This is a genomic window from Bradyrhizobium sp. ARR65 (genome assembly GCF_000472385.1).
Lineage (GTDB): Bacteria > Pseudomonadota > Alphaproteobacteria > Rhizobiales > Xanthobacteraceae > Bradyrhizobium.
In genome coordinates this window covers 14,444-27,473 of record NZ_AWZU01000026.1, presented here as the reverse complement: position 1 = coordinate 27,473, position 13,030 = coordinate 14,444, and the positions used below count along the sequence as shown (strand labels likewise).

Sequence of the window (13,030 nt, the reverse complement as noted above, 5' to 3'; positions counted from 1 at the left end):
CCAATCCGCGGCAGGCGCCGACTCAACCAAACCACATCGCGCTCTACAAGATTCCGTAACAATGGCCGGCTCAGGTGACCGGCGCAAGACGATGCTCGCAGACATCGACCCATTCTGCGTCAACCAATTCCGCCATCCGTAACGGGCTGATGCGCACCGCGCTGTGGGTCGAGCCCGCGGCCGGCACCACGATGTCGAAAGCCTGCAGCGACACGTCGCAATAGATCGGCAAGTCGGTCACCAGCCCGAACGGACAGACGCCGCCGACTTCATGGCCGGTGATCTCGGCGACCTCGTCAGGCGCAAGCATCTTCGGTTTGCCTCCGAACAGCGCTTTCACCTTCTTGTTGTCCATGCGTGAGGTGCCGCTGGTCACGATGAGGATCACGCGTTCGCCGATCCGCAAAGACAGGGTCTTGGCGATCCGCGCGGGCTCGACGCCATAGGCTTCGGCGGCAAGGGCAACGGTGGCCGAACTGACCTGCGATTCGATGACTGTGATGTCGGGCGCCTTTTGCGCGAAGAAGGCGCGAACCGATTCCAGACTCATGCGCGCCCTACGATCTCAGGCAATTCCGAAAGCGCGCGGATGCGGTGATCAGGGACAAAGCCAAGCTCATCCATCTGGGTGCGAAGCGCCTTGAACAGGGTCAGTGGCGCCATGGTTTCGTTTTCGACGCAGGCGAGCGCCATCGCCTCCGGCGTGACCCGCTCTATCCATGCGACGTTGAGGCCGAACGCCTTGGCGCCGCAGGCGTCCCACGGATTGGAGGAGACGAAGAGCACGGAAGCGGGCGGAATGGCAAGTGTCGATTCGATCAGGCTGTAGGTTGCAGGATTCGGTTTGAAGATCTTGTTGGCATCGACGCTGATGGTCGCCGCCAGCACGCCGTCGAGCCCCGTATTGCGGACGAGCGCGTTCAGCATGTCCGGGCTGCCATTGGAGAGGATCGCGAGCTTGCGGTCGCCCATCGCACCGAGCGCGGCCATCGCATCAGGGTAGAGCTCGAGATGAAGATATTTTTCGATGATGCGCTCGAACGCCCCGCCGTCATATGTCAGCCCGAGCACGCGCAGCGTATAGGCGAGCGAATCGCGCGTGACGACGGCGAAGCTCTCGTAGCGGCCCATCAGCGAGCGCAGCCAGCTATATTCGAGCTGCTTGATGCGCCAGATCTGCGTGATGAGGTCGCCATAGCCCGGAAAGGTGTCTTCGGTGACCGCCGCGACTGACTGGGTGTCGTACAGCGTGCCGTAGGCGTCGAACACGACAGCTTCGATACTCATCTTTCCTCACCGATATCTTGTCGATGTGACCCGCCGTTTGCGGCGGGGCCATCGCCGGGCTTTCCCGGCAGGAGCGCGCGGAAAGGATGCTAGGCTTGGCAGGCTTCGGCAAGGGCCAGCCGCCGCTCCGGCCATCACCAACCCGGCATCGCTTCAGATGCCGAGCAGTTTCCTCGCGTTGGCCTTCAGCACCTTCGGCCGGATCTCCTCGCGGATGTCGAGCTTTGCGAAGTCCGCGAGCCAGCGGTCCGGCGTGATCACCGGCCAATCCGAGCCGAACAGCATTTTGTCCTGCAGGATCGAATTGATGTAGCGCACCAGGATCGGCGGGAAGTATTTCGGCGACCAGCCGGAGAGGTCGATGTAGACGTTCGGCTTGTGGGTCGCGACCGACAGCGCCTCCTCCTGCCAGGGGAAGGACGGATGGGCGAGGATGATCTTCAGGTCGGGGAAGTCCGCCGCCACGTCGTCCATGTACATCGGGTTGGAATATTTCAGCCGCATCCCCATGCCGCCGGGCATGCCGCTGCCAACCCCGGTCTGCCCGGTGTGAAACAGCGCGATCGCGCCGCCGTCATTGATGGCCTCATAGAGCGGGTAGGCGAGGCGGTCATTGGGATAAAAGCCCTGCATGGTCGGGTGGAACTTGAAGCCGCGGACGCCGTAATCCTCCATCAGCTTCTTCGCCTCGCGCACGCCGAGCTTGCCCTTGTGCGGATCGATGCTGGCGAACGGGATCAGGACGTCAAGATTTTGCGAGGCGACCTCGAGCATCTCGTAATTGTTGTAGCGGCGGAAACCGGTCTCGCGCTCGGCATCGACCGGGAAGATTACGGCGGCGATTTTCTTTTCGCGATAATAGGCGGCGGTCTCCGGCACCGTCGGCGGATGCTTGTGCGGCGACTTGAAGTACTCCGCCATCCTGGCCTGGAAATCGTCGTAGCCATCGTCGCCGTGCAGCCCGCAGGGCTCCTCGGCATGGGTGTGGATGTCGATCGCCACGACCTCGTCGATATTGGGCAGCGTCAGTTTGGGCATTGGCTTTCCGTCCCGGGCGGCTTGATTTTCGCGTTCCGCAAATTGATTATACCATATAATCAATTTGGCAAGGCGGCCGGCCGCCGGTGCGGAGCCGCGTCAAACCGACCCATTTTGCAAGCCGGCCCATTTGGATTGACATTTGGCCCGGTCATGGCTTAGAAACCGCGCCATCCCGGGCGGCCGTCCGTCGGCGGGATAATCCCTATTTTGCCAAATCCGGCCTGTCGAACACGGCCTTTGGAAGCATCAGGATTTTGCCATGAAGGTCCGTAACTCGCTCAAATCGCTGCGTGGCCGCCATCGCGCCAACCGCCTGGTTCGCCGCAAGGGCCGGGTCTATGTGATCAACAAGGTCCAGCGCCGCTTCAAGGCGCGCCAGGGCTGACAAGGCCGAACCGACGTAGCCCGGTTCCAGCGGTAAAATAGCCCTTTCTCACGGCTCTTTGACGCCTTGCCGCTTTGCAAGGCGGCTTGGCTGCGTCTACACTTTTGCGATGAGATTCCTAAAGAGAGACTTGAAGAGAGACTTGGGGCCTCGTCGCTACGTCACCGCCATCGGACTTGCCGCCGCGATGGCTGCGCTGCCGATCTCCGCGCTTGCGCAGGACCAGCTTAATCCGGCCAAGAAAAAACCGCCGGAAGCGCCGGCCAAGCTCCCCAACGTTCCCGCCGACCGGTCCAAAGGACTCGATTTCCTGTTCGGCGCGCTCAAGGCCGCGCCGGACGAGATCAGCGCCAAACATGTCGAGGCCCGGATCTGGGCGCTCTGGATGCAGACGCCAAGTGACACCGCGGCGCTGTTGATGGCGCGCGCCAAGGTCGCGACGGACGAACAGCAGCCTCAGGTCGCGATCAAACTGCTCGATGCCGTGATCAAGCTGCGCCCCGACTATGTCGAGGCCTGGAACCGGCGGGCCACGCTCTATTATCTCAAGAACGACTACGGCCACGCGCTGGCCGATATCGGACAGGTGTTGATCCGCGAGCCCCGTCATTTCGGTGCGCTCGCGGGGCTCGGCATGATCATGCAGGACCTTGGCGACGACAAGCGGGCGCTTGATGCCTTCCGCAAGGCGCTGGATATCAACCCGCATCTGGAAAAGGTGCCCGAACTCGTCAAGCAACTCAGTGAAAAGGTCGAAGGCCGCGATATCTAGAGCGCGACGAGATCAGGCTGAATCGTCATCGCGCTTCTGGATTTGCTGTTTGAGCAGGTCTGTTCGGAAAACCGCTGCACGCTTTTCCGGGTGATGCTTTAGCCGCGCCGCGTTAACCTGCCGCATAGCCATTGATTGTCAGCGGCGCTGTTTCCCGCTAGCCAATGAACCTCTCGGTCTCCACAGGGAGCCAAGCCATGACACGCGTGATGCTGGCGGCGGGCCTGATGGTCGCGTCTGCGACGGCTGCCTACGCCGATAACATGTTCTGGGTGGTCGGAAGCCACGCCACCAGCAAATGTGAGATCGTCACCCGCAATCCGGTCGTGGATGGCGGCAACATCTGGTTCGCGGACGGCCCTTACAGGTCGCAAAGCGATGCGAAGCTGGCCCGCTCGACCATCAATGCCTGTCCACCGGAAAAAGAGGAGCCCACGCCTCAGCAGGACTCCGCCGGGAAGTGAACCGTGGCCATTCAGATCATGATCCGATTAGACGGAATCGGATCATGATCTCATCTCTTTGTTTGAGCATGATGTTTTCGGAAAACCGGCTTCCACTTTTCCGGATCATGCTCTAGTGCAGAACGTTATTGCGCCGCTCCGTCAGACCGCTGTGAGCGGCCGCGGCGTAGAGCTGCGCCAGCTCTGCCTCCAGGTGCTCGTTGACCAGCAGCAAGGCTCTGACCGCACCGCGGAGATCGCCGTTGCAGTTAGCCACGATCTCGTCGATGGTGGCGTCGCTCGATCGGAAACTCATGAATACTCCCTCCCATTTGCCTGAGAACCAATCACCGGCGCGGATTTGGTGTTCCTGTGGATGACGTGGAAAATGCGTGGCGGTGATCGTCTCGAATGGTCTGCGCCCGCCGTCAGAAATAGTGCCGACCATGGTTATAAAAAGGCCGACGACGCCTGTATGACGGGGCACTGAAACGAGACGCCCAGATGCGTTCGCCGCGAAGCCGGCTCCGCTTCGCCGCGGCGTTGGCCTGCAGCGCGGATGGTCCGGATAAGCTCAATGATATCAATAGTTGTTATCGGAGCGCTGTTGCTATTGGCGCTGTTCACACAGGCCGGCGTATGGCTCCTGCAGCAGACTTATCCACAGCGCGGGACGATAGTGGATGTCGGGGACGCGCGGCTGAATGTGCTCGATCTGGGGCCGCGCGAGGCGTCCGCGCCTCCGATCGTGATGGTTCATGGCGCGAGCTCGAACCTCGAAGTGATGCGCCGCCCGCTCGGCGACCTCCTGGCAAGGCGCCACCGCGTGCTCCTGATCGATCGTCCCGGGCACGGCTGGAGCAGCCGCGCCCGCGCCGCCGACTCGACCCCGGCGATCCAGGCCCGGATGATCGGACAGGCGCTGAAGAAAATGGGAATCGGCCGCGTCATCCTGGTCGTGCATTCCTGGAGCGGCGCGTTGGGCGCGCGGATGGCGCTGGACGCGCCTGAGCGGCTCGCCGGCCTCGTCATGCTGGCGCCGGTGACGCATCCCTGGCGCGGCGGCGTCGGCTGGTACAACAGGATGGTCACGACGCCGCTGATCGGGCCGCTGCTTGCCTACACGATCACCCTGCCGCTGGGCCTGTTCCTGACCGGCCCAGGTGCGCGCAATGTGTTTCTGCCCCAGGCGATGCCGGGCGGATTTATCAGGGACACGGCGATACCGCTGCTGCTGCGGCCGCGCGAATTCCTGGCCAATGCGCGCGACCTCATCACGTTGAAGGCGGCGGTCATCGAGCAAATGCCGCGCTACGGCGATATCGAGGTGCCGATCACGGTGATATCGGGCGACGTCGACAAGACGGTATCCACCGATATTCATTCGCGCGCCTTCGCCCGTGCGGTGCCGCATACGCGATTGATCGTGCTGGACGGCGTCGGCCACATGGTGCAGCAGGCGGCGCCCGATGTCGTGATGGCCGAGGTGGAGGCGATGATCGAGCAGGTCGGATCCAAATCGTAGGGTGGGCGAGAGCGCGGGCAGCGCCGTGCCCGCCGAGCTTAGTTCTTGCGCCAACAAAAAAGCCCCGGGCGCGCTCGGGGCTTTTGGTTTGGACGAAGCCGACGTTACTGCTTCTGCTTTCCGTCCTTGTCGAAGGATGAAAGATAGGCCCAGAGGTTCTCGGCTTCCTTCTCGTTCTTGATCCCCGCGAAGGTCATCTTGGTGCCCGGAATCTTCGCCTTGGGGTCCTTGATGTACTCGAGGAAGGTCTCCTTGCTCCAGGTGATGCCAGAGTTCTTGTTCGCGTCGGAGTAATTGTAATCCGGTGCGGTGCCGGTCTTGCGGCCGTCGAGCCCGTTGAGCTCCGGTCCGACCTTGTTCTTGGCGCCTTCACCGATCGAGTGGCACGGCAAGCACTTGTTGAATGAGGTCTTGCCGGCCGCGGCGTCCTGCGCCAGCGCCGCCGAGGCGGTCGCTGCCGACGCGATGACCACCAAAGCACTCGAGGTCAATTTCTTCATGGCATGGGCTCTTTGAGGTTTCCAGGAGGGTTATAGGGGGAGGATTTCCGCGCGCCCTTCTTGCATAGGGGCGATGGTCGCGACAAGTCCGTCAAACCGCATCGCGACTCATCCTTAGGGCGGACTGTGAGCAGTTGCAGCATTCGCAGCGTTTCGTGGCCTGTTCAAGGCGGCACGGATATGCTTGATTCAGTGAGCTAAATTTCAACGCGCGGAGAGTTCGATGTCCATCATGATGCCGCAACCGGATGCCGCGATCATCGCAAGGCGCGATGAGATCGTGGCGAGCTTGCGCGCGATCGTGCCCGGCGAAGGCGTGATCTCCTCCGCACCCGAGATGCTGCCTTACGAGTCCGATGGCCTAATGGCGTACCGGCAGCCCCCAATGGTGGTGGTGCTGCCCGAGACCACCGAGCAGGTGTCGCGCGTGCTGAAATATTGTCACGAACAGGGCATCAAGGTGGTGCCGCGCGGCTCCGGCACCTCGCTCTCCGGTGGCGCGCTGCCGCTTGCCGATGGCGTGCTGTTGGGCTTGGGCAAATTCAAGCGCATCCGCGAGATCGATTTCGATAACCGCGTGGTGGTAACGGAGCCCGGCGTCACCAATCTCGCGATCAGCCAGGCGGTCGCGCATGCCGGCTTCTACTACGCACCCGATCCGTCCTCGCAGATCGCCTGCTCGATCGGCGGCAATATCGCGGAAAATTCCGGCGGCGTGCATTGCCTGAAATACGGCATGACCACCAACAACGTGCTTGGTTGCGAGATCGTCCTGATGACGGGCGAAGTCCTGCGCATCGGCGGCAAGGCGGCCGAGAATGCCGGCTACGACGTGATGGGCATCATCACCGGCTCCGAAGGCCTGCTCGGGGTCGTCACCGAGGTCACCGTGCGCATCCTGCAGAAGCCGGAGACGGCGCGCGCGCTGATGGTCGGCTTCGCGCAAGTGGAGGCGGCCGGCGAATGCGTGGCGCGGATCATCGGTGCCGGAATCATCCCGGGCGGCATGGAAATGATGGACAAGCCCGCGATTCACGCCGCCGAGGCCTTTGTCCATGCCGGCTATCCGCTCGACGTCGAAGCGCTCCTCATCATCGAGCTCGATGGTCCCGCGATCGAGGTCGACGAGCTGATCAAGCGAGTGGAGGCGATCGCGGTCGGTTGCGGCTCGACCTCTTGCCGGATTTCAAATTCGGAGGCCGAACGCAACCTGTTCTGGGCCGGCCGCAAGGCGGCGTTCCCTGCCGTGGGACGGATCTCGCCCGACTATCTCTGCATGGACGGCACCATCCCGCGCGGCAAGCTGCCGCAGGCGCTTTCGCGCATCCGCGACCTCTCGGCGAAATACGGTCTGCAGGTGGCCAACGTCTTTCATGCCGGCGATGGCAATCTGCATCCGTTGATCCTGTACGATGCCAACCAGCCTGGCGAGATGGAGCGCGCCGAAGCCTTTGGCGCCGACATCCTGCGGGCTTGCGTCGAGCTCGGCGGCGTGCTCACAGGCGAGCACGGGGTCGGCATCGAAAAGCGCGACCTGATGGGCGAGATGTTTTCGGAAGTCGACCTCAACCAGCAGCAGCGGCTCAAATGCGCTTTCGACGCGCAGGGTCTGCTCAATCCGGGAAAAGTATTCCCGACCCTGCACCGCTGCGCCGAGCTTGGCCGCATGCATGTGCATGGCGGCAAGCTGGCGTTTCCCGATATTCCGCGGTTCTGAGTTAACAGCGTCATAAGCGGCTCTATCCCCTCATCCCGAGGAGCTTGCGCGAGCCAAGCATCTTCGAAGGATGAGGCCGGCATCGGGCCTCGTGGTTCTCCAGGCAATGCGCAGCATCGTCCGGAGACGGCGCATTCACGCCTCCTCACCACGAGGGTTTACCGACGCACTAAGACTAGTCGACTTCATATCTTCACAATCGGGACGAGGCCATCGGTGCCCTCCGACCACGCCCTCAATGCGCGGGCTCGGCGTGCTGGGTCTGTGCGCCCTTGACATCAGGATAGAACTGCGGCGCTTCACGGCGATCGAAGCGGCCATAGTCGCGGACGATGCGAATGCGGCGATGGCGCAGTTTCTCGATGCCATTGATATTGGTCGGTGACCAGGCGCTGGCGGCCTCGGCGTCCTTCCATCCGACCAGCAGCGCGAGCTTGCCCGGATTGTAGATGCTTTCGAAGATGTCATATTCAACGACGGCGGCGCCTTTCAGGTCGAGCCCGAGATGGGCGGGCAAGAGATCGGTTTGCGCCGCGAAGGTTGCGTCCTTGGCCGGCGTGATCTCCGTGAGCGTCGCGACCTTTGCGAGGCCGATCTCCGTCTGGTCGAAGCGCAGCTCCTGGATCCCAGATTGCGGCGGCGGATTGCTGTCGAAAGTCACTTCGCCGACGCGCAAATGATAGTCCTCGAAAATCTCGAAGCGGCCCTTCTCCTGGACCATGTGGTGCTCGCCCTGCGTGCGCCAGCGCACGACGGATTTTTCATCGCGCCAGGTCGAGTGCGACAACACCCAGCCGGGCCTGCGGCGGCTCTCGAATCGTTCGTTGTCGATGAAGCCGTCGATCGACTCCAGGATCGGCTTTAAGTGTTTCGCGAGCTCTAGATATCCGTCCTTCTGGCCCTTGGCGGGGAGGACTTCGAAAATCACGGAAAACATTGTCGTCTCCTTTTCTTCTGTTTCAGGAGGGGACCGGTTCTTCGGTTTCAGGAGGGACCGGCGCGACATCCTCGCCGCGCAGGAAGTCGATGCTCTCGCGCCAAAGCGTCGGTCGCATCGCTTCCAGATGCATCAGATGGGTGCCCCGGCTGATCTTGATATCGCGTTTGACCGGGCTCTGCGTGAAGGCATTGAACAGCCAGCGGGCATCGTCATCAAGCATCAATCCGTCCCATTCGCCACGAATGATCGCAACGGGCGCGCGCACCTGCGAGGGATCGTAGGCAAGCTGGCCATGCCACGCCTTGATGATCTCGCTGAACGGACCGAGCGGCGTCTTCACGCCCGCGGGGTCGCGGGAGCGGCTCATCGGATCGCTGTCGAGATAGCGCTCGCCCCACTCCTCGAAGTGGCGGCGGGATAACACTGGCGGCTCATGGGCGGGCACGTCCTCGATGAAGCGATTCCATTGATCCTCGCGGGTCACGATGCGCCAGGCCGGAAAGCGGGGCGGGGTCTCATAGCGGCGCGGACCACGCTGCGCGATCGGCGCAAACATCACGATACGCTCGACCAGCGCCGGGTGGACGCCCGCGAACAGGGCGGCCGGCATCGAGCCCCAGGAGTGCGAGATCAGCGATAGCCGGCCAATGTCCTGATGGGCGAGGATGAAGCGCGCCGCCGCTTCGAGCTGCCTTGCGGCGTCTTCCGCCACACAGAGGGGAGGGTTGTCGGACGGCGGCCGATCCATCTCCGGATAGCTGTCGGAGTGACCGAAACCATAGAAGTCGAGACCCCAGACGTCGAAGCCCGCGGCATTCAGCGCGTCGCGCCAGGATCGACCATCGAAGCGATGCGCGATCGACAGGGCCGACGGAAAGGTTGCGCCGTGAACATAGAGCACTGCGCGCCGCGGCTGAAATTGCGTGCTCGCTGCCGGCAGGAACCGCAGGAAGAGCGACAACCCCTCGCGCGGGCCCCGAATGCGGAAATGCTGTTCACGCGGGTCAAGTTTCGGCGCATCCGTCATCTGGATCTTCTCTCCTTTGCGTGGTTCGTCTGCGCTCGTCGGCCCAACTCGCAAGACGAAGTATCGGTTTCTCGCTACGCTTCGACGGTGGTCGAAGTGCGAAGACAGGTCGGCACAGGTGGTTTATCGGGTTCCGCGACAAGCGAGAGGGCTCAAGCCGCGCCCCAAGCCAAGGCGATCATGGCCAGCCCTCTCTATTTCGTCTATTTCGAGCCCCCGGACGTTCGATATCCCAGGACTTACGTTAGCCTCACAGCAGCGCGTATTGCGTGCGTTCGCGTCTTGTCAGCAGCGGAAGTGCCTGACCCGCAATATACGATTTGAAGTGCGGGCTTTCCTGGTGAGCCTTTAAGGCGGCTTCATCGCGGAACAATTCGTAGAACAGGAACTGCGCCGGGTTGTCCTTGGCCCTGCTGATCAGGAACAGTTTTGCCCCAGGCTCAGCCTGTGCCTGCGGGAGGAAACGGTCCAGAATCTCGGCGACCTTGTCCGCCTGATCCTCCTTTGCTTCCCATTGTGCGACCACCAGCACCCCGCCGTCGCTGACGGCCTCGCTGATGGTTCTGTCCTCGATTGCATATCGATCCATGGCGGTTTCTCCTGTTGATCCGTCCCGGACGGTTACAGGCCGAATGGCCCGTTCCGGCGGATACAATTCGATATATGGCGAATTATCATCGAAGATGATTCGATGCCGATCGAAGTAATGGTGCGGCGTCCCCGGGAGGCGGGCGACCCGAGCGGCCGAGCCTTCCATTTGATTTCGGCGGAGAATTTCGCTACGCGCTTAGGCCGTGGACACGCTGAAAATAAGAGACGCCAAGGACGTCGAAGATGCGGTGCGCGCGGCGATTGCCGGCGAGCAGCCGCTGGAAATCATCGGCCATGGCTCCAAGCGGCTGATCGGGCAGGCGATGGCTACCAATGCGGTGCTCGACCTGTCACCACTCAATGCCGTGACCTCCTATGAGCCGAACGAGCTGATCATCACAATCCAGGCCGGCGCGCCGCTTTCGGATGTCATGTCGCTGCTCGATTCCAAGAGCCAGCAATTCGCCTTCGAGCCGGTCAATACCGCCTTTCTGCTGGGAACGCCGGAACGTGGAACCATTGGAGGCATGATCGGTGCCGGACTTGCGGGGCCGCGCCGCATCAAGGCCGGCGGCGTGCGCGACCACCTGCTGGGCGCGCATGCCGTGTCCGGCTTCGGCGACAGCTTCAAGACCGGCGGCAAAGTAGTGAAGAACGTCACCGGCTACGATCTCTGCAAGCTGCTTGCGGGCTCCTGGGGCACGCTCGCGGTCATGACCGAGGTAACCTTGAAGGTTATGCCGCGGCCGGAGGCCGAGCGCACGCTGGTGCTGCGCGCGCTTGACGATCTCGGGGCAAATCGCGCGATGACGACGGCGCTGGGCTCGCCCTTTGACGTCTCGGCGGCGGCACATCTGCCCGCCTCGGCGCTGCGCGGCGAGGCGCCAGGCCTTAATGGCGTCGGCTCGCCCAAGGAGGCCGTGACCTTGCTGCGGCTCGAAGGCATCCTGGTCTCGGCCAGTCATCGTGCGAGGTCCCTTGCCGACGCGCTGAAGCCGTTCGGAACGGCGCAGATCCTGGAGGATGAGGCCTCCGCGGAGGTCTGGAATTCCATCCGCGACGTGCGCCCCTTCGCCGCAAACGGGCCGCTTGGGGTGTGGCCGGTCTGGCGGATCGTCTGCCCGCCGGCTTCCGGTGGCGCGCTTGGCCAGGCGCTTGCCCGCGAGACCGGGGGCGAGGTCATCTACGATTGGGGCGGGGGCCTGATCTGGGCGGCCTTGCCGCCCAAGCCGGACGCGCAGGCCGCGGTGGTGCGTCGGCGCGCCGAGGCGGGCGGCGGGCACGCGACCCTGATCCGCGGGTCCGAGCAGGTCCGTCGCGCGATCGACGTGTTCCACCCGCAACCATCAGGGCTTGCGAGTTTGAGCGAGCGGATCCGCAACAGCTTCGATCCGAAGCGCATCTTCAATCGCGGCCGGCTCACGCGGGAGGGCGCATGAAAACCGAGTTCAGCCTTGCCCAGCTCGCCGATCCCGATGTCGCGGAAGCCGACAAGATCCTGCGGGCCTGCGTGCATTGCGGCTTCTGCACCGCGACCTGCCCGACCTACGTGCTGCTCGGGGACGAGCTCGATAGCCCGCGCGGGCGAATCTACCTGATCCGCGAGATGCTGGAGAAGGAGAAGCCGCCGACCCACGAGGTGGTCAAGCACATCGACCGTTGCCTCTCCTGCCTTGCCTGCATGACCACCTGTCCGTCGGGGGTGCACTACATGCATCTGGTCGACCAGGCGCGGGTGCGAATCGAAAAGCAGTACAAGCGGCCGCTGACCGAGCGGCTGCTGCGCGAGGTGCTTGGCTTCGTGCTGCCCCGGCCCGCCGCCTTCCGCGCCGCCACTCGGCTGGGACGGCTCGCACGTCCGCTTCTGGCGCTGTTGCCGGCCCCCAAAGGACGCCAGGCGAACCCGACCTTGCTGCGTCGCATCAGGGCGATGCTGGCGCTCTCGCCGAGCCATCTGCCGGCGCCGGGACCGGCCGCAGGCAGCGTATTTCCGGCCCAAGGAGAGAAGCGCGGACGCGTCGCGCTGCTGCAGGGCTGCGCGCAACAGGTGCTGGCACCGCGAATCAACCAGGCCGCCATCAATGTTTTGACCCGCCACGGCATTGAAGTCGTGCTGGTCGCCGACGAACAATGCTGCGGCGCGCTGACCCATCACATGGGCCGCGACGACGATGCATTGGCGCGGGCGCGCGCCAATGTCGCGGCCTGGACCGCCGAGGCCGAGCGCGGCGGGCTCGATGCCATCGTGATCACGACCTCCGGATGCGGCACGGTGATCAAGGACTATGGGCATATGCTGCGCACCGATCGCGATTTTGCCGCGCCTGCCGCGAAGGTCTCGGCGCTCGCCAAGGACATCACCGAGTATCTTGCCGGCCTTGAGCTCAGGCCTTGCCAGCAACAAAGCGGCGTCGTCGTCGCCTATCACTCGGCATGTTCGCTGCAGCATGGACAGAAAATCACAGCTCTTCCGAAAGATTTGCTTTCCAAGAATGGATTCGTGGTGAAAGATGTGCCTGAGAGCCATTTGTGTTGCGGCTCGGCGGGGACTTACAACATTCTCCAGCCTGACATTGCGAGCCAACTGCGTGATCGCAAGATCGCCAACATCGCAAGCGTCAAGCCGGACATGATTGCGGCGGGCAATATTGGGTGCATGGTGCAGATTGCCGGCGGCACGTCAGTTCCTGTCGTCCACACCATTGAGCTTCTCGATTGGGCGACAGGCGGTCCCCGGCCAGGATCGGAATGATCGAATTGGCCCGGCCAAAGATGCGGACGACTTGAAGCGCCCGATTGCAC

Annotated in this window: 15 protein-coding genes; 7 read left to right on the top strand and 8 right to left on the bottom strand. The window is 62.9% G+C overall.

Going from position 1 to position 13,030, the window contains the following annotated elements:
• Window positions 1-70: 70 nt before the first annotated feature.
• From F758_RS0125515 to F758_RS0125505, 3 genes are all read right to left on the bottom strand, one after another.
• On the bottom strand, window positions 71-550 hold the full coding sequence (locus F758_RS0125515; RefSeq protein ID WP_024510541.1) for a YbaK/EbsC family protein: 480 nt from the start codon (window positions 548-550) through the stop codon (window positions 71-73).
• Window positions 547-1,287 carry a haloacid dehalogenase type II gene (locus tag F758_RS0125510; protein WP_024510540.1) on the bottom strand — a complete coding sequence of 247 codons (741 nt, stop codon included), beginning with the start codon at window positions 1,285-1,287 and terminating at the stop codon, window positions 547-549. The genes F758_RS0125515 and F758_RS0125510 overlap by 4 nt, the downstream gene beginning before the upstream one ends.
• A 153-nt stretch (window positions 1,288-1,440) precedes the next feature.
• Window positions 1,441-2,325 carry an amidohydrolase family protein gene (locus F758_RS0125505; RefSeq protein WP_024510539.1) on the bottom strand — a complete coding sequence of 295 codons (885 nt, stop codon included), beginning with the start codon at window positions 2,323-2,325 and terminating at the stop codon, window positions 1,441-1,443.
• A gap of 262 nt (window positions 2,326-2,587) precedes the next feature.
• Between F758_RS0125505 and ykgO the strand changes: the two genes are divergently transcribed.
• The 3 genes from ykgO (at window position 2,588) to F758_RS0125485 (ending at window position 3,949) form a co-directional block, all read left to right on the top strand.
• Window positions 2,588-2,713, top strand: coding sequence for a type B 50S ribosomal protein L36 (gene ykgO, locus F758_RS0125500; RefSeq protein WP_006611362.1), 126 nt, complete (start codon window positions 2,588-2,590; stop codon window positions 2,711-2,713).
• Between the two features lie 187 nt (window positions 2,714-2,900).
• A complete protein-coding gene (locus tag F758_RS0125495; RefSeq protein ID WP_198026566.1) occupies window positions 2,901-3,485 on the top strand; it encodes a tetratricopeptide repeat protein in 585 nt (194 codons plus the stop codon).
• A gap of 197 nt (window positions 3,486-3,682) precedes the next feature.
• A complete protein-coding gene (locus F758_RS0125485; protein WP_024510537.1) occupies window positions 3,683-3,949 on the top strand; it encodes a hypothetical protein in 267 nt (88 codons plus the stop codon).
• Between the two features lie 112 nt (window positions 3,950-4,061).
• Here the strand turns inward: F758_RS0125485 and F758_RS0125480 are convergent, their stop codons facing one another.
• Complete coding sequence (locus F758_RS0125480) at window positions 4,062-4,244, bottom strand: hypothetical protein (protein ID WP_024510536.1); 183 nt, start codon at window positions 4,242-4,244, stop codon at window positions 4,062-4,064.
• Between the two features lie 261 nt (window positions 4,245-4,505).
• On the opposite strand from F758_RS0125480, the gene F758_RS0125475 reads away from it, so the two are divergent.
• Window positions 4,506-5,453 carry an alpha/beta fold hydrolase gene (locus F758_RS0125475; protein ID WP_024510535.1) on the top strand — a complete coding sequence of 316 codons (948 nt, stop codon included), beginning with the start codon at window positions 4,506-4,508 and terminating at the stop codon, window positions 5,451-5,453.
• Window positions 5,454-5,557: 104 nt separating this feature from the next.
• Here F758_RS0125475 and cycA read toward each other — a convergent pair whose 3' ends face one another.
• A complete protein-coding gene (gene cycA, locus F758_RS0125470; RefSeq protein ID WP_024510534.1) occupies window positions 5,558-5,953 on the bottom strand; it encodes a cytochrome c-550 CycA in 396 nt (131 codons plus the stop codon).
• Between the two features lie 223 nt (window positions 5,954-6,176).
• Between cycA and F758_RS0125465 the strand changes: the two genes are divergently transcribed.
• Entirely contained in the window at window positions 6,177-7,670 is a 1,494-nt protein-coding gene (locus tag F758_RS0125465) for an FAD-linked oxidase C-terminal domain-containing protein (protein ID WP_024510533.1), read from the top strand.
• 235 nt (window positions 7,671-7,905) lie between these two features.
• On the opposite strand, the gene F758_RS0125460 is transcribed toward F758_RS0125465, so the two are convergent.
• The 3 genes from F758_RS0125460 to F758_RS0125450 form a co-directional block, all read right to left on the bottom strand.
• Window positions 7,906-8,607, bottom strand: coding sequence for an antibiotic biosynthesis monooxygenase family protein (locus tag F758_RS0125460; protein ID WP_024510532.1), 702 nt, complete (start codon window positions 8,605-8,607; stop codon window positions 7,906-7,908).
• A gap of 22 nt (window positions 8,608-8,629) precedes the next feature.
• A complete protein-coding gene (locus F758_RS0125455) occupies window positions 8,630-9,637 on the bottom strand; it encodes an alpha/beta hydrolase (RefSeq protein WP_024510531.1) in 1,008 nt (335 codons plus the stop codon).
• A gap of 250 nt (window positions 9,638-9,887) precedes the next feature.
• Window positions 9,888-10,394 carry a putative quinol monooxygenase gene (locus F758_RS0125450; RefSeq protein WP_245286591.1) on the bottom strand — a complete coding sequence of 169 codons (507 nt, stop codon included), beginning with the start codon at window positions 10,392-10,394 and terminating at the stop codon, window positions 9,888-9,890.
• A gap of 37 nt (window positions 10,395-10,431) precedes the next feature.
• Here F758_RS0125450 and F758_RS0125445 point away from each other — a divergent pair, with 37 nt between their 5' ends.
• Both F758_RS0125445 and glcF read left to right on the top strand, forming a co-directional pair.
• A complete protein-coding gene (locus F758_RS0125445; RefSeq protein WP_024510529.1) occupies window positions 10,432-11,667 on the top strand; it encodes an FAD-binding protein in 1,236 nt (411 codons plus the stop codon).
• A complete protein-coding gene (gene glcF, locus F758_RS0125440) occupies window positions 11,664-12,980 on the top strand; it encodes a glycolate oxidase subunit GlcF (RefSeq protein WP_024510528.1) in 1,317 nt (438 codons plus the stop codon). Before F758_RS0125445 ends, glcF begins: the two co-directional genes overlap by 4 nt.
• Window positions 12,981-13,030 lie beyond the last annotated feature (50 nt).